Source organism: Trueperella abortisuis, assembly GCF_030811095.1.
GTDB lineage: Bacteria > Actinomycetota > Actinomycetes > Actinomycetales > Actinomycetaceae > Trueperella > Trueperella abortisuis.
This window is the reverse complement of sequence record NZ_JAUSQL010000001.1, coordinates 1,820,866-1,842,917: the sequence shown is the minus strand read 5'-3', so window position 1 is coordinate 1,842,917 and position 22,052 is coordinate 1,820,866. Positions and strand designations below refer to the sequence as shown.

The window sequence follows — 22,052 nt, the reverse complement described above, 5'->3', positions numbered from 1 at the left end:
TAACTATGTCGATGTCTTTGGGCGGCGCCGTTGACCTGTCCGTGTTCAACAAACCCGAGCAGCCGCAGGCACCGGGAGAGCCCGTCAGGGGCCCGTGGGTTTTCGACCTGACGGCGCAGGGTTTGCAGGGCGCGGTGACGACGTCGTCGCAGGTGCCGGTGGTCGTCGTCTTTCATTCGACGCACTCGGAGAACTCGGAGACGCTCGTGTCGATTCTCGAGCGGCTCGTCACCGCAAAGTCCGGCCGGATCCAGCTGGCGAAGGTCAGTGTCGACGAGCACGCCGAGGTGGCCCAGTCCTTTGGCGTGTCGGCCGTCCCGGCCGCCGCTGCTCTGCTCCAGGGCCAGCCTGTCCCACTGTTCCAGGGGATGCCGGAGGAGGCCCAGCTGGAGCAGACCCTCGACAAACTGGTCGAAGCCGCCGCCCAGTACGGAATCAACGGCGTGCTCGACAACTCGCAGGCTCCCGCCGAGCCCGAGGTTCCCCCGCTTCACCGCGAGGGTCGCGAGGCACTCGAAAAGGGTGACCTCGCCGCCGCGCACGCCGCCTACACCAAAGCGCTTGCGGAAAACCCCGGCGACGACGAAGCGCAGACAGCTCTGCACCAGGTCGAGCTACTCCAGCGCATCGAGAAGCTGAATCTTTCCGGCGACGTGTCGAAGGTTGAGGCCGTGCTGCGCGAGGCAGGCGCGGCGCCAGCCACCGACGTCGCGGCGCATTTGAAAGCCGCCGACGTCGAGTTCTCCCTCCATCGCCCCGACGCCGCCTTCACCCGACTCATCGAGGTGGTGCGGGCAACGAGCGGGCAGGACCGCGACGCCGCCCGCGAGCGCTTGCTGGCCTACTTCGACATCCTTGGCCCGTCCCAGGTGGTGACGCAGGCGCGCAAGGCGCTCACCAACGCGCTGTTCTAGGCGTGAGCGCCCGCGCCCGCCTACAGCGTGTACCACACCGCCGCGTTTGGTGGCACGGCGCCGGCGAACGGACGGGACTGGACGAGGATCTTCGCGCCGGCCGGCAGCGGGGCCGACTCGTCGAAGGTACAGATCACGTGGACATCCTCCCGCCCGTCGAGGCGGGAGACGTAGTGCAGGTGGCGGCCCTCCTCGGGTTCGCTCAGCTCGGCGCGGGCCATGCCGAGGCGCTTGCGCTCGGCCAGTAGCGTGCGGAAGAGCGACAGGGTGGAGGCCGGGTCGGCCGCCTGGACGTCGGCGGCGAGCCGGCCGTACTGTTCGGGTTGGGGTAACCACGTCTGGCCGCTGGGCGAGAAGCCAAAGCCGGGGGCGTCGGCCTGCCACGGCATGGGTATGCGACAGCCGTCGCGTCCGGCCTCCGCTCCCTCCGTGCGGAAGAAGGCGGGGTCCTCACGCACGGCGTCGTCGAGCGCCATGTGTTCGGGAAGCCCGAGCTCCTCGCCCTGGTAGATGTAGCACGAGCCGGGCAACGCGGCCTGGAGCACGTGCGCCGCGAGCGCGCGGTTGAAGCCTAGCTCGGCGTCCGGTTGGGTGTCGGTGGGGCGGATCCCGTTCGGGCCCTTGCCCGTGACGGGCAGGCCCATGCGAGAGGCCGCGCGCACGACGTCGTGATTGGAGAGCACCCAGGTGGTGGGCGCTCCGACCGAGTCCATGGCGGACAGGGAGTCGGCGATGACGCAACGGTAGGAGTCGACGTCGTAGGGCGCGCACAGGAAGTCGAAGTTGAAAGCCTGGCTCATCTCGTCGGGGCGGACGTAGTTGGCCAGGTCGGTTAGCTCATCGACCCATGCCTCAGCGACGAGCGCGCGGTCCGGACCGTACTCGTCGAGCACGCTTCGCCACTCGCGGTAGATGTCATGGACGCCGGGGCGGTTCCAGTGTGGGGGCCGCGGGGCGTCGCCGATCCCGGAGACCATCGCCACCTCGTAGTCCCAGTTGGGTAGCTCGCGGTCTTTGACGAGCCCGTGGGCGACATCGATGCGGAAGCCGTCAACACCGCGGTCGAGCCAGAAGCGCAGGATGTCGCGGAATTCGGCGCGCACGGCCGGGTTGTCCCAGTTGAGGTCGGGCTGGCTGGAATCGAACAGGTGCAGGTACCACTGCCGGTCATTGGCCCAGGGGGAGCCGGGCGCGTCGGCCCGCTCGCACACCCGCGTCCATGCCGCCTTGCCGAACACCGAGCCCCAGTCGTTGGGGATCTCATCGCCGTCGCGGAACCAGTACAGCTCCCGCTCGGGGCCGGAGGGGTTAGCGAGCGCCGCCTGGAACCAGGCGTGCTGGTCGGAGGTGTGGTTGGGGACCATGTCCACGATGATTCTCAACCCGCGCTCGTGGGCGGCGTCGATGAGCGCCTCGGCGTCGTCGTTCGTGCCGAACATAGGATCGACCCTGCGGTAGTCGGCGACGTCATAGCCGGCGTCCTTTTGCGGGGAGACGTAGAAGGGGCTGATCCAGACGGCGTCGGCGCCGAGGTCCTTGAGATAGTCCAGCTTCGAGATGATTGCGCGCAGGTCGCCGATCGCCCCGTCCGAGGAGGCGAAGGAGCGAGGGTAGATCTGGTAGATGACGGCCTCGCGCCACCACTGGCCGGGGGCGCTTTGAGCGTGAAGGGGCATGGGTGTCCTTAAAGGTGTGTTGGCGGGTTGTCTTAGTGTCGGCTCGTGGATTCTCGGACGATGAGCTCGGGTTCGAACTTCATCTTGCCCACGTTGGCCGGGGTGCCCCCGATCATCGACAAGAGCGTGGAGACGGCGGCCTCCGTCATCGTCTTGATCGGCTGGCGCAGCGTGGTCAGCGGTGGGTCGGTGAAGCTGGCGAACGGCGTGTCGTCGTAGCCGACCACCGATACGTCTTGCGGCACCTGAAGCCCGATCGAGCGGCAGTAGCGGACCACGCCGAGCGCCATGAGGTCCGAGCCACAGATGATCGCGGTGCATCCCGTGCCGATCAGCTGGGAGGCGGCGAACTGGCCGCCCGAGACGGTGTACAGGGTGTGGATGACGCGCGGCTTTTCGTAGGGTAGTAGCTCGCGCATCGTCTCGAGGTAGGACTCGGTCTTGTCCCGTGAGGGGAAAAAGCGGATCGGTCCGGAGGCCAAGCCGATCTTCGTGTGACCGAGCGTGATGAGGTGGCGGATCGACTGGCGGACGGCCGAGGTGTCGTCGGCGGAGAAGTCCGGGTTGGTCAGGGCCGGGTTGGCGCCGTTGATCGTGATGAAGGGAATGCCCAGGTCGCTAATGCGTTCGTAGCGGGCGGTGTTCGCGGTGGAATCGGCGTGCAGGCCGGAGATGAAGGCGAAGCCGGAGACCTGCTGGCTAATCATGGCATCGACGTAGGAATCCTCGGTGGCCCCGCCGGCCATCTGAGTCCCGAGCAGGGGAGTGTAACCCTGGAGCGTCATGAGGTTGGCGATCTGCTGGGTGAACAGTGGGAAGACGGGGTTGGTCAACTCGGGGACGATAATGCCGATCTGGCCGCCGTTGCGTTTGCGTAGCATCTCGGGGCGTTCGTAGCCGAGCAGATCGAGGGCGGCGATGACGGCCTGCCGCGTCTCGCTGGCCACGGAATCCTTGCCGTTGAGGACGCGGGAGACTGTTGCGGTGGACACCCCTGCCTGTGCAGCGATGTCGGAAAGACGAATCTTACGTGCCACGGTATCTCCAAGTCGTCGTTGATCTCATAGAGAGCCTAGCGTCTTTTCAAAAATCTTGCTTGATACTTGCATAAATCGCTGCCCCCGGAAGTGGGTAAACTGCGGAAATGCGCGGTTTTTGCGTCTTCACGCCCCCGCGATTCTTGCATGATGACTGTAAACCCTTGCAAAGATCTTTCCGGGACGTATGATCAAAGACACGCGGAAGGAAGCGAGCAATGAAGCTCACCGTTCTGGTTCGTTTCACCGCATCGCAACACTTAAAGAGGAGAGAAAATGCGAAGGAGCATTGCGCTTATCGCGAGCGCCGGCCTAGCGCTGACACTGGCCGCCTGTTCAGATAACAACTCGTCCGGCTCGGAGACCACCTCCGCTGGAACCCAGACCACCACCAAGGCACCCGCCGGCGGCGGCAAGCTGACGATTTGGACCGACGCCAACCGCGAGCCGGCCTTCAAGATCGCAGCCGATAACTACAAGGCAGACACCGGCAACGAGGTCGAGCTCGTCGTCAAGGAGAACGACCAGATGCGTTCGGAGTTCGCCTCGCAGGCAGCGGCAGGCAAGGGCCCGGACATCGTCTTCGGTGCCCATGACTGGCTCGGCGAGTTTGTCACCAACGGCCTCGTGGCCCCGGTCGAACTCGGCGACAAGGCTGGCGACTTCAACAAGCTGGCCGTCGACGCCTTCACCTACCAGGGCGCCACCTACGGCGTGCCCTACGCCGTGGAGAACCTCGCCATCTTCCGCAACGCCGACCTTGTGGATTCCACCCCGGCCACCTTCGACGAAATGATCGCCAAGGGTAAGGGAGCCGGCACCGAGTACCCGTTCATCATGCAGGTGGGTGCCGACGGCGACCCGTACACGATGTACCCCTTCGAGGCATCCTTCTCCGGCCCGGTCTTCGCGCTCGACGGCCAGAACAACTACACCTCCGAGCTCAACCTCGGCGGCGACAAGGGCAAGGCCTTCGCCCAGTGGCTCTCCGACAACGGCGAGAAGGGCACCGGCGTGCTCGACACCAACATCACCTATGACATCGCGGTTGACGCCTTCAAGTCCGGAAAGTCCCCCTACATCCTCGGTGGCCCGTGGATGATCGCGGACTTCAAGGGCATGAACATCGCCGTCGATCCGATCCCGGCCACCGGCGACAACCCGGCCTCCCCGTTCCTGGGCGTCCAGGGTGGTTTCATCAACGCCGGCTCGGCCAACCAGCTGCTCGCCACCGACTTCCTCGTCAACTACGTCGGTTCGAAGCAAGTCCAGGACAAGCTCTACGAGATCGGCCAGCGCCTGCCCGCTCTGACCGCCTCCGCTAACGACGCGACCACCGATCCGCTCATGGCTGGCTTCGCCGCCGCGGGCAAGGAGGCTCTCCCGATGCCGTCGCTGCCCGAGATGGGCGCCGTGTGGGGCTTCTGGGGCAAGACCGAGTCGCAGATCATCGCCGGCGACGCCGATCCCGCGGGTGTGTGGGACAAGATGATTACTGACATCAAGGCAGAGATGAATAAGTAGCCATCGATGGAGAAGTGCCGGCCAGTCGTCGCTGACGGGCCGGCACTTGTCCTAGGACCGAAGGAGTAACTTTGTCTTCGATGACAGTTCAGTCCGAGGCGAACAAGGGTAGGAAGCAGCGCCGCGAGGAGCTCCGAAAGCGGGACTCGCACGCGACCAACTGGTCGGTTGGCTTCATCACCAAGCTTGTTCTCATGGCATTGGTTAATGCCCTCGGCATCTATATTGTTTTCACCGCGTACACGCTGGGTTCGTGGGTGGTTGCCACCCTCATGCTCATGGTGCTCCTGGCCGTTGACTGGGTGTACTTCTCCAAGCGCACACTTGCCCTGAAGTACCTCGCGCCCGGCCTGGTGTTCCTGTTGATCTTCCAGGCGTTCACGATCGTCTACACCGGCTACATCGCATTCACCAACTATGGCCACCAGCACACCCTTTCCAAGGACCAGGCCATCGACGCCCTCATTTTGCAGAACGCCTTCAAGCGGGTGGAGGGTTCGCCACAGTACCCGCTCGCTATCGTCGAAAAGGGCGGCGAGCTTGGATTCGCCGTCATCGACGACGGCGATCTGTTGGTCGGCACCGCCGACACCCCGCTGAAGAAGGCCTCGGGCAAGACGGAGGGCAACACCATCACCGCCGTCGACGGCTGGGATATCATCCCGGTCTCGAGCCTGGCCGAGCGCCAGCAGGAGGTCATCGAGTTGCGCGTGCCGTTGACGGACAACCCGGAGGACGGCACGATCGGCACCCAGACCGGCTCGACCGCCTTCCAGTTCACCTCCACGCTGCGCTACGACGAGGCGAGCGACACGATGACGAACACCGAGACGGGGCAGACCTACAAGGCCAACGGGGAGACGGGCTTCTTCGAGGCGGAGGACGGCTCCACGCTGAACGTGGGCTGGCGCGTCGGGGTTGGCTTTGACAATTTCGTCAAGGGCTTCTCGGACGGGCGTTACGCCCAGCCCTTCGTCAAGGTCCTCATCTGGAACGTCCTGTTCGCGTTTTTCTCCGTGCTGACCACCTTTGTGCTCGGCATGATCCTGGCGATCGTGATGAATGACGAGCGGATGAAGGGACGCAAGATCTACCGCACGATCATGCTACTTCCCTACGCTTTCCCGTCCTTCATGACGGCGTTCCTCTTCGCGGGCCTCATGAACGCCAAGTACGGCTTCTTCAACGAGATGCTGGGCACGGCGATCCCGTGGCTGACCGACCCGACGATGGCGAAGGTCTCCGTGATCCTCGTGAACCTGTGGATGGGCTTCCCCTACATGTTCCTCATCGTCACGGGCGCGCTGCAGTCTATCCCCGGTGACCTCGTGGAGGCGGCGAAGATTGACGGCGCGAACACCTACCAGGTGTGGCGCAACGTGACCTTCCCACAGCTGATGATTGCCTTGACGCCGCTGCTCATCTCATCCTTCGCGTTCAACTTCAACAACTTCAACCTGATCTACATGTTGAATGGGGGAGGTCCGTCGATGTCGGACGCGTCGGTGCCGGTTGGACACACGGATATCCTCATCTCCATGGTCTACAAGATTGCGGGCCTGACGGGCGAGGCGCTGCCGAACTACGGCCTGGCCGCGGCCATGTCGCTGGTGATCTTCCTGATCGTTGGAAGCGTGTCGCTGTACTCGTTCAAGAAGTCGAACTCGCTGGAAGGACTGAAGTAGATGACTGACACTTTGGCACAGCCTCAGGCGGGTCAGCTTGAGGTGGCACAAAATAAGATGAGCTTCGGCCGGTGGTTCCGTGAGCTCGGGTTCCGGCACGTGGTGGGCATGATCGCGGTGATCTATGCGGCTTTCCCGATCGTCTACATCGTCTCAGCGGCGCTGAACCCGAATATCTCCACCACCCTCACGGGAGCGAACTCGCTCTTCTCCGATGTCTCGTTTGAGAACATCACCGAGCTGTCCGACACCATGTTCTGGACCTGGCTGAAGAACACGTTGATCATCGGCGTGGCGACGTCGGTGGGTACCGTGCTCATGGGCGCTGCGGCGGCCTACGCGTTCTCGCGTTACCGCTTCAAGGGCCGCAAGGTCACGCTCATGTCGCTCATGATCATCCAGATGTTCCCGCAGTTGCTGACCTTCGTGGCCATCTTCCTGCTGTTGACCACCCTGGGTGACATCATCCCGTGGCTGGGAATCGACTCGAAGATCGCGCTGATCGCCGTCTACTGGGGTGGGGCGCTGGGAGCGAACACCTTCCTCATGTACGGCTTCTTCAATTCGATCCCGATGGAGCTCGATGAGGCGGCGAAGATCGACGGCGCGTCTCACTCCCAGGTCTACTGGACGATCATCATGCCGCTTGTCATCCCGATCCTCGCGGTGGTCGGCCTGCTGTCCTTCATCTCCGCGTTCAACGATTTCATCCTGTCGAGGACCATCCTCACCAGCCAGGAGAACTGGACGTTGGCCGTGGGCATGAACCTGTGGGTTGGCGGCAACGACAAGCACTGGGAGTGGTTCACCGCAGGTTCGATCATCTCGGCCCTGCCGATCCTGCTGCTGTTCCTCTTCCTGCAGAAGTACATCGTTTCCGGCCTGACCGGAGGCGCTGTCAAGGGCTAAGGATTCTTTCCTCGCCTTATCCCGGCTCGGCCCCGCGCTCTCGCGCGGGGCCGAGCTTGTTATGTGCGGTGGGACGGGGTCAGGGGCGGCCCGGCGCTACTGGGACTCAAACGTGGCCCAGGCGCGCACCGGCAGACCGTTCGCCTCTGCAATCTTCGGCCAGCCGATGGAAATGAGCGCCCCGCGCACCGGAACCTGGTCGAGGTTGGCCAGCAGCTCGAGCTGGAACAGTCCGAGCCCGAGCACGTGCCGCTCCACGGCCAGATCCCCGGCCGCCGCACAGGCGAGGGCCGGATCAGTGTCGAGAGTCTCGTGCCCGATGCCGATCACCTTTCGCTCGGCGAGTGCGCTGACCGCCTCCTTTGACCATCCTGGCGAGTGAAGCGCGCCGTCGTCGTCGGCATTGCAAAGCGCAGCGCCGTTGGGCCAGCGCTTGTGCCAGTCGGAGCGGAAGGCCACGAAACTACCGGCCGGGATGGGCCCGTACTCGGCCTCGTGAGCCTCGATGTCCGCCGCCGTCAGCGCAAAGTCCGGGTTCTTCGCCACTTCCTCGTGCTTGTCGACGACGACGAGCGGCAGCACCGCCTGGTCCACCCCGAAGTCGCGGGCAAGTGCGCCGCCTTGGTGGAAGTGACCGGGAAAGTCGATGTGAGTGCCGAACTGGCCGGGGAAGGTCTGGCGCTGGATGCGCAGATTGTAGGGCGAATCGAAGTCAAGGATGGTGGTGTTGAGTTCGATCGCGCCGTCGGGCATGCCACCCCAGTAGGGGGAGTTCTCGTCGAGTTCGTGCGTGAGATCCACGCGGGTCAGCTTGAGGTTCCATAAAGACATGGGGGTTCCTGCCAATCTATTGATAGTGAGGTGAGCTCATGAGGTTGGTGGCCGGGCGCCGGGCGCTAGAGCTGCTCGCGCACCTGCGTAGCGGCCGCCACCAGGTTGCGCAGCGTCTGCTCGGTCTCGGCGTAGGCGCGGGTCTTGAGCCCGCAGTCTGGGTTGACCCACAGGTGGTCGGGGGCGACGTTCTCCAGCGCGGCGCGGATGAGGTCGACCAGCTCGGCGGTCTGCGGCACCCGCGGGGAGTGAATGTCCCACACTCCCGGCCCGATGTCATTGGTGAAGGCGCCCTCGACCGACTCGAGTAGCTCCATGCGCGAGCGCGCGGCTTCCACGGAGGTGACGTCGGCGTCGAGACCGGCGATCGCGCCGATGATCTGGTTGAACTCGGAGTAGCACAGGTGCGTGTGGATCTGGGTGTCCTCCCGCACGCCCGAGGTGGCGAGTCGGAAGGCGCCGACCGACCAGGCGAGGTAATCCTCGTGCTCGTCCGCGTCAAGCGGCAGGAGCTCGCGCAACGCCGGCTCATCGACTTGGATGATCGTGATGCCCTTGGCTTCCAGGTCGGCCACCTCGTCGCGTAGCGCGAGGGCGATCTGGTCGGCTACCTCGCGCAGCGGGATGTCGCGGCGCGGGAAGGACCATGCGATGATGGTCACCGGTCCGGTGAGCATGCCCTTGACAGGTTTGCTGGTGAGCGACTGGGCGTATTCGATCCATTCTCCGCCCAGCGACTGGGTACGGTAGACATCTCCCCACAGGATCGACGGGCGCGTGCAACGCGAGCCGTAGGACTGCACCCAGCCGTTGTGGGTGACGGCGAATCCCTCCAGCAGCTCGGCGAAGTACTGAACCATGTCGTTGCGCTCGGCTTCGCCGTGGACGAGGACGTCCAGCCCGATCTCTTCTTGCAACTCGACGACATGCTTGATCTCGTTCCTTAGCACCTCCCGGTAGCCGGCTTCGTCCAGCTCTCCCGAACGCCGCTTGGCTCGTGCCACGCGTAGCTCGCTGCGCTGGGGGAAGGAGCCGATCGTCGTCGTTGGCAGGAGGGGCAGGTCGAGGCGAGCACGCTGGAGGGCGCGGCGCAGGGCGGCATCCCCTCGGCGTCGATCCTCTGGACGCAAGGCGGACGTCCGCTCACGGACGCTGGAGACCGTCACGCCCTCGGCGCCGGCGCGCTGATCGAGCGCGGCGGTGGAGGCGGCGATCTCATCCGCGATGGCGTCCCAGCCCTCGCGAAGGCCACGGCCGAGGGTGACGATCTCCGTGACCTTCTCGTCGGCAAACGCGAGCCAGTTGTGCAGATTCGTGTTGAGTGGCTCCTCCCACGCCTCACCTTCGAGGGTGTGCGGGACGTGCTGGAGCGATGTCGTCGTGCTGGCAACCACCGTCGCGCCCGTGGCCCGCGCCCGCTCGAGCTTGTCCCCGGCCTGGCGAAGGTTCGTGCGCCAGATATTGCGCCCGTCCACGACGCCGGCCGCGATCGTCACGCCCTCAGCCTTCGCGCCATCGGGCAGGGTGCCGCGGTCGAGGTCCACGCCGATCGCCTCCACACCCGTGCCCACCAGGGTCTGGAACGCGGCCGAGGAGTCGCCGTAGGGGACGGCAAGGAGGATGCGTGGGCGGGCCTCGAGCTTGGCAAGCTGGCCGTAGACGGTGGCGGCGAGCTTCGTGAGGCGGGTCCGGTCGGCGGGCAGGTTATCGGTGGCAAGCGCCGGCTCGTCGAGCTGAACCCACGGCGCCCCGGCGTCGTGAAGATCGGCTAGGAGCGCGGCGTACGCGAGTGCGACGTCGTCGATGCGGGTGAGCGGGTCGAATCCCGGTTCGCTCTCGGTGCCCTTCGCGAGAGCAAGTAGCGTGACCGGGCCGACGACGACGGGGCGCACCGTGTAGCCCGCCTCGGCTGCCTCGGTGAAGCGCTCGACGATCTGGCGGTCGGTGTAGGCGACGTCGGTGGTCGAGTCGATCTCGGGGACGATGTAGTGGTAGTTCGTGTCGAACCACTTCGTCATTTCGTTGGCCGGGTGGGTGGCGTCCCCGCGGGCGGCGGCGAAGTAGGCGTCGAGGCCGTCGAGGTCGGCGAAGCGACCGGGGATGATTCCGGTGAGGAAGGCGGCATCCAACACCTGGTCGTAGTAGGTGTGCGAGTCGGGGATCGCACCCGGATCGGTCAGGCCCAGCTCGGTGAGCCGGGCGTAGTTGGCAAGACGCAGCTGGCGGGTTGCCTCAAGGAACTCCTCCTGGGTGGTCCGAGAAGCCCAGTAGGATTCGAGGGCGCGCTTAAGCTCGCGGTGAGCGCCGATGCGGGGATAGCCGAGAATGGTCGAGGGCAGAGTCATGGAAAGATCCTTCACTGTGTTGAGGTGTGGTTGGTGTTTCTTGGGTGCGGACATGGGGTGAGTCGTTTAGGCATCGTGCTCGTTTGCGACAATGTCCATGACGGCCAGGGCTGGGACGGCCTTGTTGAACGTGTAGAGGTGAACGCCGGGGGCTCCACCGTCGAGTAGTTCGAGGGCGAGGTCGGCGGCGATGCGCACGCCGATCCGTTCCTCCTGCGCGGGCGAGTCGGCCCGGGCGAGGGCGTCAAGAACCTCGGGGGAGGCCTCCACGCCGGTCAGTTCCTGGGTGCGTAGCACGCGACGGATCTGGGTGGGCGGGAGGATGCCCGGAACGATCGGGATGGTGACCCCGGCCGCGCGGGCCAGCTCCACGAAGCGGGTGAACTCGGCGGCGTGCCAGGAGAACTGGCTGATCGCGAAGTCGGCGCCGGCCACCTGCTTGTGGACGAGACGCTCGACCTCGGCCTCCGGCGTCGTGCCCGCGGCCGGGTTGCCTCCGGGGAAGGTGGCCACCGCGACGCGGATCGGTTGGAGCGCGCTCTGCAGGGCGAGGGACGCCGAGCGGGCGCTTCGCTTGTAGTCGACCTCGCGGATGAGGCGGATGAGGTCGGTGGCCCGCACGAGCGCGTCGTCGGCCGGCGACCAGCCCGGCTTGTTGACCGGGGGATCGCCGCGCAGGGCGAGGAAGGTGCGCACGCCCGAGTCGAGGTAGTCCGTGACGATCTGCGTGATCTCCTCGATTGATGTGCCCACGCAGGTCAGGTGCGCGATCGGGGGAGTGGGCACGTGGCGGGCGAGGATCTCTGTGACGGCCCGGGCTCCGCGCCGATCCTGGCCAGCCGCACCGTAGGTGACGGAGATGAAGTTTGGCCGGGCGTCCACCAGCTGCTTGACCGTGGTCCAGAACTTCGGGGCCGCCTGCGGGTTGCGCGGCGGCATCACCTCAAAGGAGGTGGTGATGTGGGAGGGGAGCTGGTGGCTGGTTTGGGCGGGTAGCCAGCCGAACGACGCCGGAGAGGGCCCTGGATCGCTCGCGGCCGGCCCCGTGTCGGGGGAGGCGGTCGCAGCGTTGGAAGGTGCAGGGGTAACGGGTTGAGGGGTAGCGGTATGGGTAGCCATGATCATCCTGAAAAACGTAGGATGTGGGCTCAAACAGTCTCGATCTGCGAGGCTGCTTGCTTCGAGGTAAGTGCTACGAGCGCCTGCGCGCCCAACGTGCGCAGGAACCTAGCACACGTGCATTCGCGCAACGAAACGGGCAGTCATGACGGACTGGGCGTTGGTGTGCGCGTAAATGTTCATGGCGTCAATATAGCGCGGATCTCTCCGGCTGTCCAAAGGGTGCGCGGGTTGTCTCATATATTGGAGTCGCGCAGATCGGCGCTCCCGGAAAATCTTGGTCCGTGCCTTTCATGGTCAGCCTCCGGCGACGCAGGAATTCTCTGGGCGTATAAACAGTGAGTCGCTCACCAGGGTGAGCGACTCACTGAGCGGTGGGGAGGCCGGCTCGCCGGCACTACTAACGTGCCACGGCGGCCACTTCCGGGTCGGGCTGGCCGGTGATGCGATTGCGTAGGTCGCGCCTGAAGACCTCGATGACCCACATCCAGATGGCGTGGCCGGGGATCTCCGATAAGTGTTCTTGCCACGGCTGATTCCACGGCGCCGGGACGACACCCATCAGTGGCATGAGAACCGCGTGGAAGACAAACCAGATGAGGACGCCGAATGCGACGCCCTGCCACAGCTTCACGCCCGGGTAAACCTCCGCGATCAGGCAGTAGAGCACCGCGAAGAAGATGGCAAAACCGAAGTGAATGAGGAAGGATACCCACGGCAGGCCGTCGTTGCCGTTGAAGGTGTAGGACGCGTGAGTGGTCTGATCGGACAGGCCGAGGAGCTCCAAGAAGGCTTGCGGCGGGTTGGTCGCGTTGCGTTCGGGGGTGCGTGGTGGGAGCGGAACCTCCCAGCCGAACTTGATGATGGCAGAAACAATTCCACCGATGAGGCCGACAAGCGCGGCCACTTTGTAGTTACGTCGAGTGACGTCAGTCTTTGTCCACATGCCCACGATTATCCCAGCTGCGAAACCCATAATGCCAGCTCACGTCCTCAGCGTCACATGCGGTCCGCCTCGGCCCATCGGGCAAAGCACCGCCCGCGGTCGGCACAGAAAAGCGGCCGATTAAACCACCGGCCGCGGCGCGGACGGGCCGGCAGAGCTGGGTAAGGGCAGACGGGTGTGGGGCTATTTCCTCACCGGAGATAGCCCCACACCCGTTCAGCCTAGCCACATCGCCGGCGCGGCCTGTCTACTTCTTGGGGGTCAGGTAGACGACTCCGTAGGGTGGTAGCTGGACCACCGCGGAGTTCGCGCGGCCCGCGTACTCCACTGGCTCGGTTTCCACCTGACCGAGGTTGCCCACGCCCGAGCCGCCGTACTCGACGGCGTCGGTGTTGAGGATCTCCTCCCACACGCCCTCGAAGGGAAGGCCGATGCGGTAGTCGTTGTGCGGGACCCCGGAGAAGTTGCACACCACCGCCACGAAGTCCTCCTCGTCTTTGGACTTGCGCAGGTAGGCGAGCACGTTGTGGTCAGAGTCGTTGACTTCGAGCCACTCGAAGCCGTGGTTGGTGAAGTCGTCGCTCCACAGGGCCGGGTGCTCGCGGTAGATGTCGTTGAGGCGCTTGACGCAGGACATCACCCCGTCGTGACCCGGATTGTCGGTCAGCCACCAGTCCAGGCTCTTGCCCGAGTTCCACTCATCGATTTGGGCGAACTCCTGGCCCATGAAAAGTAGCTTCTTGCCCGGATGGGACCACTGGTAGCCGAGTAGCAGGCGAACGCCCGCGAGCTTCTGCCAGTGATCGCCCGGCATCTTCGAATACAGCGAACCCTTGCCGTGGACCACCTCGTCGTGCGAGAGCGGCAGGAGGAACTGCTCGGAGAAGGCGTAGACGAGGGAGAAGGTCAGTTCGCCGTGGTGCCACTTGCGGTTGATCGGCTTTTCTTCCATGTAGCGCAGGGTGTCGTTCATCCACCCCATGTTCCACTTCAGCCCGTAGCCGAGGCCGCCCTGGTCCGTCATGCCGGTCACGCCACCCCACGACGTCGATTCCTCGGCGATCATCATGATCCCCGGGTGGGTACGGTAGGCGGTGGCGTTAGATTCCTGGATGAAGGAAATTGCCTCCAGGTTCTCCCGCCCACCGTAGACGTTGGGTTGCCACTGGCCGTCTTGGCGCGAGTAGTCGAGGTAGAGCATGGAGGCCACGGCGTCCACCCGCAGGCCGTCCACGTGGAATTCCTCCAGCCAGAAAAGCGCGTTAGCCACGAGGAAGTTGCGCACCTCGCGTCGGCCGAAGTTGAACACGTAGGTACCCCAGTCGGGCTGCTCGCCACGCAGCGGGTTCGGATCCTCGTAGAGCGGGGTGCCGTCGAAGCGGGCGAGGGCCCACTCGTCCTTCGGGAAGTGGGCGGGCACCCAGTCCATGAGGACGCCGATGCCGGCCTTGTGCAGCTCGGAGATGAGGTAGCGCAGGTCGTCAGGCTCCCCGTAGCGTGCGGTGGGCGCGTAGTAGGAGGTGACCTGGTATCCCCACGATGGGCCGAACGGGTGCTCGGCGAGCGGCATGAACTCAACGTGGGTGAACCCGGTGTACTTCAGGTGCCCGATGAGCTGCTCGGCGGCTTCGCGGTAGGACAGGCCCTGGCGCCAGGAGCCCAGGTGTAGTTCGTAGATCGAGACCGGGCCGGAGTGCGGATCGGTCTGCGTCCGCTTCTCCATCCATTCCTCGTCGTCCCACTCGAAGTGGGACTCGGTGATGATCGAGGCTGTCGACGGCGGGGCCTCCGTACGCCGAGCCATCGGATCGGCCTTCTGGTGCCAGCTGCCGTCGGCGTACTGGATCTCAAACTTGTAGCGCTGGCCTTCCTCGGCGCCGGGGATGAAGAGCTCCCAGATGCCGGAGGTGCCCATGGTGCGCATGGCGGAGGCGATGCCGCTCCACGAATTAAAATCGCCGATCACGCGCACCGCGCGCGCATTGGGCGCCCACACGGAGAAGCTGGTGCCGTGGACCGGGCCCATCGGGGTGTCGTAGGTGTGAACGTGAGCGCCGAGCACCTTCCATAACTGCTCGTGGCGCCCCTCAGAGAAAAGGTAGCGGTCCACCTCGCCGATGGTGGGCAGGAACCGGTAGCCGTCGTCGGTGGTGGCTTCGAAGTCGCCGTAGGTGGCGCGCACCTGGTAGGTGGGCACCTCCCCGCCCGGTATGACGGCCACCCACACCCCGTTCCATTCGTGAACGGCGGGATATTCGGCGTCAGGAGTGACGATCGTGACCGAGTCCGCCAGCTGGCGGCTCACTCTGATCGTGACGGCTTCACCGTTGGTGTGCGGCCCAAGGACGTCATGCGGCGAATGGTGGACCCCATTAGAAACGGCGTCAAGAACGTCATGGGAGACAGACATCGGTACTGGTTCAGTCATGTCAGGCTTCCTTCATTGTGCTGGCTAATGGCACCATTCTACGTCGGATTACCCGTTCTGGCCGGCTATCAAGCGAAGTACTCCCCGCACCGGAATCTCCAGCCACGCGGGCCGGCTCGCGGCCTCATAGCTGACCTCGTACAGGGCCTTGTCCAAGATCAGGGCGTCGAGCAGGCGCCGCTCGGAGCCGTCGATGTGCCCGTAGCCGGACATGAACGCCTCCTGCGCACGTCGGGTCCAGCGCCCCAGCTCGTGGCGGTCGCCGCCGGCGAGCTCAGCCGAACCCCCGGCGTAGTCGAAAGAGCGCAGGATGCCGGCGACGTCGCGTAGCGCGAGGTCCGGCTGGACCCGCTCGGCGAGTGGGCGCAACGGCTCGCCCTCGAAGTCAAGCGCCACCCAGCCGCGCCCCGGGGCGCGCAGAACCTGGCCGAGGTGGTAGTCGCCGTGGATACGCTGCAGCGCCGGCCAGCCCACCTTGAGCGCCCCGGAGAACACGGCCTCAATCTGGTCATGGTAGGGGAGAAGGGCGGGGGCGTGGGTGAGGGCCGCCGCTGCCCGCTCGCGCCACTGGCTCACGATCTGGGCCCGCATCGCGGCCGTCGCCTCCACCGTGGGGAAGGCAGCCGCGAGCTGGCGGTGAATGTCTCGCGTGAGGGCGCCGAGCGCCTCAATCTCGGCCTTCTGCGTGAACGACGTCGTCCTCGCCAGCTGGCCCTGAATGACCTGCCACGCGTCGGTAGCGCCAACGAGGAACTCCTGGGCAACGAGCATGTCGGTGCCTGCCGGCCCCGACGGCGTGCCCCACGTTCCGCGCACGGACCCGTATTGGCGCGGGACGGCTCGCGAACCGGAGGCGTCGAGCGCGCTGAGCAGCTCCACGTCAGGGTTTGCCCCGTCCGACAGGACGCGGAAGACCTTGAGGATGATCCCGGCCGAGCCCGCCTCCTCCGGTTCGGCGAAACGGTAGACGATGGACGTGTTCGACTGCTCGGAGGTGAGTTTGGCGGCGTTCGCCACGCGTGCGGCGGGCCGGATCGGGCGAGCCTCCAGCCTCAGACCCGCCGTGTTTGAGGCCGCGGCGGGTGCGCCGTCGTCAGCCTGCGCGGCAAACTGGCCGGCGTAGACCGCGCCGAGCAGGGCGGCCTGACCGTCGGCGTCGTCGGTGGCGTCAAAGACGCCGATCGCTCCGCCCTGCGCCCGAAACGTCAGCGGCACCGAGAACGTCAGCTCCCCGCAGCGCACCAGGAAGATCTCCGTACGAGCCTGCCCCTTCGCGAGCAACGCGCTCGGTCCGAACTCGACGGGCGCGTCCGGGTCGCCGGTGAACCAGCGCGCAGCCGTCATCCAGGCCCGCGTCGCGCCGGCGAGGGCCTCGGGCGTAAGATCCTCGATCACCCCGATCATGCGCTCTCACCTTCCATCGGTGCGGGATCGCCCGCGCCGGGCGGGGTCAGCTCGAGCCAGAAGAAGTCGCGCGAGCCGAGCGTCATCGGGTACCTCCCATCCGCGCCGATCGCGGGGAAGCCGGCTCCACCGAACACGTCACGCACGTTCCACCCCGCGTACTGTGGCACCTCCACGACGGCGGCGCGTGCCGTGTTGGCCATGTTCATCACGCATAGCATCGCCTGCTCGGCGTTGGCGCGGGTGAAGGAGAGCACCGCCTCGTTGCCTGACTCGCGCAGCGTGAAGTCGCCGTTGCCGAGCACCGGGTAGCGCCTGCGAACCTGCAAGGCCCCGCGCATCCAGTGCAACAACGACGCCGGCTGGGCCAGCTGCGCCTCGACGTTGATCGCCTGATAGTGGTAGACCAGCGACTGGATTGTCGGCAGGTAGAGCTTGCCGGGGTCAGCGGTGGAAAAACCGGCGTTGCGGTCCGGGGTCCACTGCATGGGCGTGCGCACGGAATCGCGGTCGGGCAACCAGATGTTGTCGCCCATCCCGATCTCGTCCCCGTAGTATAGGCACGGCGAACCCGGCAGCGAGAGCAGCAGCGCGTTGGCCAGTTCGATCTCGGCGCGCGAATTGCCGAGCAGGGGTGCCAGACGACGCCGGATGCCCACGTTCGCCCGCATCCGCGGATCTTCGGCATACCAGCCGTACATCTTGGCGCGCTCCTCGGTGGAGACCATCTCGAGGGTGAGCTCGTCGTGGTTGCGCAAGAACGTGCCCCACTGGGTGCCCGCCGGGATCGCGGGGCTAGACGCAAGGATGTCACGGATCGCGGTGGCGCGCTGGTCACGCAGGGCATAGAAGATGCGCGGCATGACGGGGAAGTGGAAGCACATGTGGCACTCGGGCGTAAGCTCATCTCCGAAGTAGGCCACCACATCCTCCGGCCACTGGTTGGCCTCGGCGAGCATGATCTTCCCCGGAAACTCCGCATCCAGCATTGCGCGAAGCTCGGCCAGGTAGGCGTGCGTGCGCGGCAGGTTCTCCCCGTTGGTGCCTTCCTCCTCGAAAAGGTAAGGAACGGCGTCGAGCCGGAACCCGTCGACCCCGAGCCGTGCCCAGAAGCGCACCACGTCCTTGATCGCCTCCCGCACCTCACGATTGTCATAGTTCAAATCCGGCTGATGGGAGAAGAAGCGGTGCCAGAAGTACTGGCGGCGCACCGGGTCAAACGTCCAGTTGCTTGCCTCCGTGTCGATGAAAATGATGCGGGCGTCCGGGTAGCCCGTGTCGTCGTCTCGCCACACATAGAAGTCCCCGAAAGGGCCCTCCGGGTTGGAACGCGAGGACTGGAACCACGGATGCTGGTCGGAGGTGTGGTTGACCACCAGGTCTGTGATGATGCGGATTCCGCGCCGGTGGGCCTCCTCGATGAGCTCCCCGAACTCCTCGATCGTGCCATATTCGGGTGCGATCGCGGTGAAGTTTGAGACGTCGTAGCCGCCGTCGCGCATGGGGGAGGGGTAGAAGGGGGGAATCCACAGGCAGTCCACGCCCAGCCACTGCAGGTAGCCCAGGTGATTGATCAGCCCGCGCAGGTCCCCGGACCCCGTCCCCGTCGAATCCCCGAACGCCCGCAGCAAGACCTCGTAGAAGACCGCGGTCTTGAACCAGTCCGGATCCTCGGACAGTCCAGGGAAATGATCAGAGTCGAAGTTCGTTTGGGCCACTAAGCCGCCTTTCGGTTAGAGAACCTTGACAGAGAGGATGTGCGCGACCGCGCCGTGCGGATCCAAGCTCACGTAGGGGTGATCGTCCCACCGGAAGGTGGCGCCGGTCAGCTCGTCGTAAACCTCGATCGCGGGCGACCCGTCCCAGTGGGCAGAGGTGCCGAACGCGGACAGGTCCAGATCGATGGTAGCCGAGTGGGTCTCAAACGGGTTGAGGTTGAGCACCACGATCACCATGTCGACCGAGCCGTCCGGCGACTCCTCCGGGTGAGTGACCTTACTGAAGCACAAGATGTTGTCATTATTCGTGGGGTTGATCCGCACGTTGCGCAGCCGGCGCAGGGCGAGGTGACGGCGTCGGATGTCGTTGAGCTTCGTGAGCAGATCCGAAATGCCGAAGGCCTTAGCCGAGGCCCAGTTTCGGTTCTTAAACTCGTACTTTTCGTTGTCGATCTGCTCCTCCGCGCCGGGGCGGGCCACGTTTTCCGCCAGCTCGTAGCCGCTGTAGATGCCCCACGTGGGTGAGCCAGTGGCCGCGAGGATGGCGCGGATCTTGAAAGCAGGCACGCCGCCGCGCTGCATGTACGGGGTGAGGATGTCGTGGGTGGTGGGCCAGAACGCCGGGCGCACCCGCGAATCGGACTGCGCCGCCAGCTCCCACAGGTAGTCCTCGATCTCCTTCTTCTCGTTGCGCCAAGCGAAGTAGTTGTAGGACTGGTGGAAGCCAATCGCGCCCAGGGTCTGCAGCATCGGCGGCTTCGTGAAGGCTTCGGCCAAGAAGATGACCTCCGGGTGCTTCTCGCGGAATTCCTCCAGCAGGCGCTTCCAGAACGTGACGGGCTTCGTGTGCGGGTTGTCCACGCGGAAGATGGTGACGCCGTGGGAGACCCACAGCTCGAGGATCCGTGTGATCTCCTGGTAGATCCCCTCCGGGTCATTGTCGAAGTTGAGCGGGTAGATGTCCTGGTACTTCTTCGGCGGGTTCTCCGCGTAGGCGATCGTTCCATCCACTCGGGTGGTGAACCATTCCGGGTGTTCCTTCAGCCACGGGTGATCCGGGGAGCACTGCAGGGCAATATCGAGCGCGACCTCCATGCCCAGCTCCTTGGCCCGCGCCACGAAGGCGTCAAAGTCCTCGAAGGTGCCCAGCTCGGGGTTGATCGCGTCGTGGCCGCCGTCGGCCGACCCGATCGCGTAGGGCGATCCCGGATCCTCCGGCGTGGAGTCAAGCGTATTGTTGCGTCCCTTCTTGTTCGTCTGGCCAATCGGGTGGATCGGGGTGAGGTAGATGACGTCGAAGCCCATCTCGGCGATCCGATCCAGGCCTTCGGTGGCGGTCTTTAGCGTTCCCGAGACCCACTTCTGTGCCGCCTCGTCGTAGTAGCAGCCCACCGAACGCGGGAAGATCTCGTACCACGAGCCCACGAGCGCGCGCTCGCGATCCACGTTCACCTTCAGTCGCGCTGACTCCGTGACCAGGTCGCGTAGCGGGTAGGCGGTGAGTGCCCGGCGGACGTCCTCCGACGTCGCCGCGGCGAAGCGCAGGTTGATCGGCACGCGATCGCGCTTCATGACCTCGATCGCGTCGCGGAGGATCTTTCGTTCCTCGCTGCGCGCGGGCATCTTCTCCATCGCGCGGGTCAGCACGCGCTCACCCTCAAGGAAGACCAGCTCGGTGTCTTGGCCCGCGTTGAGTTTGATGTTGGCGTCGTGGTACCACGTGGCAGCCGGATCCGACCAGGCCCGCACGAAGAACTCCCACTTTCCGGGGCGGGTGGGGGTGAGCCAACCCTTGTAGATGTTAAGGCCTGGGTGGGAGTCGTACATGATCGATTCCTGCACCTCGTGCCCCTCCGGGTCCACGAGCACCGCGGAGGCGCCGAACTGGTCGTGGCCCTCGCGGAACACGGTGGCCGTGACGGGGAAGGCCTCGCCCACGGTGCCCTTCGCCGGCCAGGCGCCGTTCTGTAGGCTCGGCTGGACGTCGACGATCGGAATGCGCCCCAGCGTCGGCACCGGCGTGGATGCGGCCTTGGCGCTGGCACGACGCGCGGTGGTGCGCGTCTTCCTCGCGGCGGGCTTCTTCGCCGGGGCCTTCGCGGTGGCCTTGGTGGCCGGCGTCGTCGCGGCATCGGTGGCCGGCGTTGCAGCCGCCGTGGTGGCAGCCTTAGCCGTGGCCGAGCTCTTCTTGGCGGGAGCCTTCTTGGCAGGAGCTTTAGCGGCGGTGGTCTTCTTGGCAGGGGCCTTGGCCGCGGCGGCCTTGGTCGCCGTTGCCTTGGCGGCGGGCTTGCCGGAGGCAGGAGCAGGAACAGCGGGCTGGGAAAAATCGTTGCTAGTCACGCCTTCATCCTATGCTAAAGGTCGCAGTTTTACTGCCGTTATTAGCCGGTATCGAAATGCTAGATGTGCGTGCGCATCACGGTGACCGGGTCACGGTAGGCGGCCACGACGCCGGGCGTGAAGGCGGCGAGCACCGCCGCGGCAACGGTGAGGATGAAGGTGGCCAGGGCAAACGTCCAGGGCACAGCCACGTCGCGGGTTGCCAGGACAATGTGGGCGCCGAGCACACCGACCGCCGCACCGAGCAGGGCAGAATAGGCCACCCGCAACTGGATGAAGGCCACGAGCTGGGATCGGGTGATGCCGAGCGTCCGGCGTCGTCCCAGGTCTCGGGCGTGAAGGAGGACGTCGGCGAATACCACGCCGAAGACGATAAGCAAGCCGGCACCCATTGTCCGCGCGACGTTCGCGGCTCCCGAGCTACGCAGGATCCCCATGAGCTTGAGCGATTCGGCCGCGGAGGCGGCCGCGGAGACCTTGGCGATTTCGATCCCAGGGTAGTCACCCACGACGTCGGAGACGTTCCGCTCCATGCCCGCCAGCGTCTCGAGGTTACGCGCGACCACGTGCAGGCGGGCGTAGGCATCGGCCCTGTCGGTGGAGATGGCATAGGAGTTGAGGTCGGTGAACGGCGGACGGGCCCTGAACGTGCCGACCACGGACCACTGCTGGCCGGCGGGGGATTCCACGTATCCGACCCCGTCGACAAGCCGCAGCGCCTCGAGCGCGCCGGGGCCGATGATGACTTCGTTGGGACCGGGCATTCTGCCCGCGGTCAAGGCGAGCGCGCCCTCGACGTCGCCCGAGATATGGGTCAACGGCACGGGCGTCGAATCCTGGCCGAGGTTGCCAGCCACGACGTCCTGCGGGGTGGTCATGGCGAGCGCGCGCTCAACGGAGGACAGCGAGCGCACCGTTTCCACGACTGTCGTGCCCAGCACCTGCTGCTCACCGTCAGTGAGCTTGAACGTGCGGGCCTCGGGGGCGGTCAGCGAGTTGCTAATGGAATCGTAGGTGGCGGCGCTTGAGCCCGCGCTTGCCATCGTGATGGCACCCATGCCGGCCGTCAGGAGCGCGATGAGGAGGGCCGCCACGGGGGAGGACCGGAAGGCGCGCCAGGATTCGGCGAGGAGCTCGACGATGTTCATAGGGCAAGCACCCTGTCGGCACGTTCCA

General features: G+C 65.4%; 15 protein-coding genes. 4 read left to right on the top strand and 11 right to left on the bottom strand.

Annotated features, from left to right (window positions below; all coding sequences use genetic code 11):
- Positions 1 to 5: 5 nt before the first annotated feature.
- On the top strand, positions 6 to 914 hold the full coding sequence (locus tag J2S45_RS08240) for a tetratricopeptide repeat protein (RefSeq protein ID WP_296929527.1): 909 nt from the start codon (positions 6 to 8) through the stop codon (positions 912 to 914).
- Positions 915 to 934: 20 nt separating this feature from the next.
- On the opposite strand, the gene J2S45_RS08235 is transcribed toward J2S45_RS08240, so the two are convergent.
- Entirely contained in the window at positions 935 to 2,590 is a 1,656-nt protein-coding gene (locus J2S45_RS08235) for a glycoside hydrolase family 13 protein (protein ID WP_307635085.1), read from the bottom strand.
- Between the two features lie 32 nt (positions 2,591 to 2,622).
- Positions 2,623 to 3,627: a LacI family DNA-binding transcriptional regulator gene (locus J2S45_RS08230; RefSeq protein WP_307635084.1), complete on the bottom strand. Its 1,005-nt coding sequence runs from the start codon at positions 3,625 to 3,627 to the stop codon at positions 2,623 to 2,625.
- Positions 3,628 to 3,903: 276 nt separating this feature from the next.
- Here J2S45_RS08230 and J2S45_RS08225 point away from each other — a divergent pair, with 276 nt between their 5' ends.
- The 3 genes from J2S45_RS08225 to J2S45_RS08215 all read left to right on the top strand — a co-directional run bounded on the left by J2S45_RS08225 (position 3,904) and on the right by J2S45_RS08215 (position 7,745).
- Positions 3,904 to 5,151 carry a sugar ABC transporter substrate-binding protein gene (locus tag J2S45_RS08225; RefSeq protein ID WP_307635083.1) on the top strand — a complete coding sequence of 416 codons (1,248 nt, stop codon included), beginning with the start codon at positions 3,904 to 3,906 and terminating at the stop codon, positions 5,149 to 5,151.
- A gap of 80 nt (positions 5,152 to 5,231) precedes the next feature.
- Positions 5,232 to 6,836, top strand: coding sequence for an ABC transporter permease subunit (locus J2S45_RS08220; protein WP_270975832.1), 1,605 nt, complete (start codon positions 5,232 to 5,234; stop codon positions 6,834 to 6,836).
- Entirely contained in the window at positions 6,837 to 7,745 is a 909-nt protein-coding gene (locus J2S45_RS08215; protein WP_270975831.1) for a sugar ABC transporter permease, read from the top strand. It abuts the gene before it with no gap.
- 96 nt (positions 7,746 to 7,841) lie between these two features.
- On the opposite strand, the gene J2S45_RS08210 is transcribed toward J2S45_RS08215, so the two are convergent.
- The 9 genes from J2S45_RS08210 to J2S45_RS08170 all read right to left on the bottom strand — a co-directional run bounded on the left by J2S45_RS08210 (position 7,842) and on the right by J2S45_RS08170 (position 22,024).
- On the bottom strand, positions 7,842 to 8,576 hold the full coding sequence (locus J2S45_RS08210; RefSeq protein WP_307635082.1) for a cyclase family protein: 735 nt from the start codon (positions 8,574 to 8,576) through the stop codon (positions 7,842 to 7,844).
- A 65-nt stretch (positions 8,577 to 8,641) separates the two neighbouring features.
- Positions 8,642 to 10,921: a 5-methyltetrahydropteroyltriglutamate--homocysteine S-methyltransferase gene (gene metE / locus J2S45_RS08205; protein WP_307635081.1), complete on the bottom strand. Its 2,280-nt coding sequence runs from the start codon at positions 10,919 to 10,921 to the stop codon at positions 8,642 to 8,644.
- Between the two features lie 66 nt (positions 10,922 to 10,987).
- A complete protein-coding gene (locus tag J2S45_RS08200; protein ID WP_307635080.1) occupies positions 10,988 to 12,040 on the bottom strand; it encodes a methylenetetrahydrofolate reductase in 1,053 nt (350 codons plus the stop codon).
- Between the two features lie 400 nt (positions 12,041 to 12,440).
- Complete coding sequence (locus J2S45_RS08195; RefSeq protein WP_270975824.1) at positions 12,441 to 12,986, bottom strand: YagU family protein; 546 nt, start codon at positions 12,984 to 12,986, stop codon at positions 12,441 to 12,443.
- A 247-nt stretch (positions 12,987 to 13,233) separates the two neighbouring features.
- Positions 13,234 to 15,414, bottom strand: a complete 2,181-nt coding sequence (gene glgB, locus J2S45_RS08190) for a 1,4-alpha-glucan branching protein GlgB (RefSeq protein ID WP_376707126.1) — start codon at positions 15,412 to 15,414, stop codon at positions 13,234 to 13,236.
- 48 nt (positions 15,415 to 15,462) lie between these two features.
- Positions 15,463 to 16,818 (bottom strand): phosphotransferase, encoded by a 1,356-nt coding sequence (locus J2S45_RS08185; protein ID WP_307635079.1) that lies wholly within the window; start codon positions 16,816 to 16,818, stop codon positions 15,463 to 15,465.
- Entirely contained in the window at positions 16,815 to 18,536 is a 1,722-nt protein-coding gene (gene treS, locus J2S45_RS08180) for a maltose alpha-D-glucosyltransferase (protein ID WP_307635078.1), read from the bottom strand. Before treS ends, J2S45_RS08185 begins: the two co-directional genes overlap by 4 nt.
- Before the next feature lie 15 nt (positions 18,537 to 18,551).
- Positions 18,552 to 20,876 carry an alpha-1,4-glucan--maltose-1-phosphate maltosyltransferase gene (locus tag J2S45_RS08175; protein ID WP_307635077.1) on the bottom strand — a complete coding sequence of 775 codons (2,325 nt, stop codon included), beginning with the start codon at positions 20,874 to 20,876 and terminating at the stop codon, positions 18,552 to 18,554.
- Positions 20,877 to 20,935: 59 nt separating this feature from the next.
- A complete protein-coding gene (locus J2S45_RS08170; RefSeq protein WP_307635076.1) occupies positions 20,936 to 22,024 on the bottom strand; it encodes an ABC transporter permease family protein in 1,089 nt (362 codons plus the stop codon).
- Positions 22,025 to 22,052 lie beyond the last annotated feature (28 nt).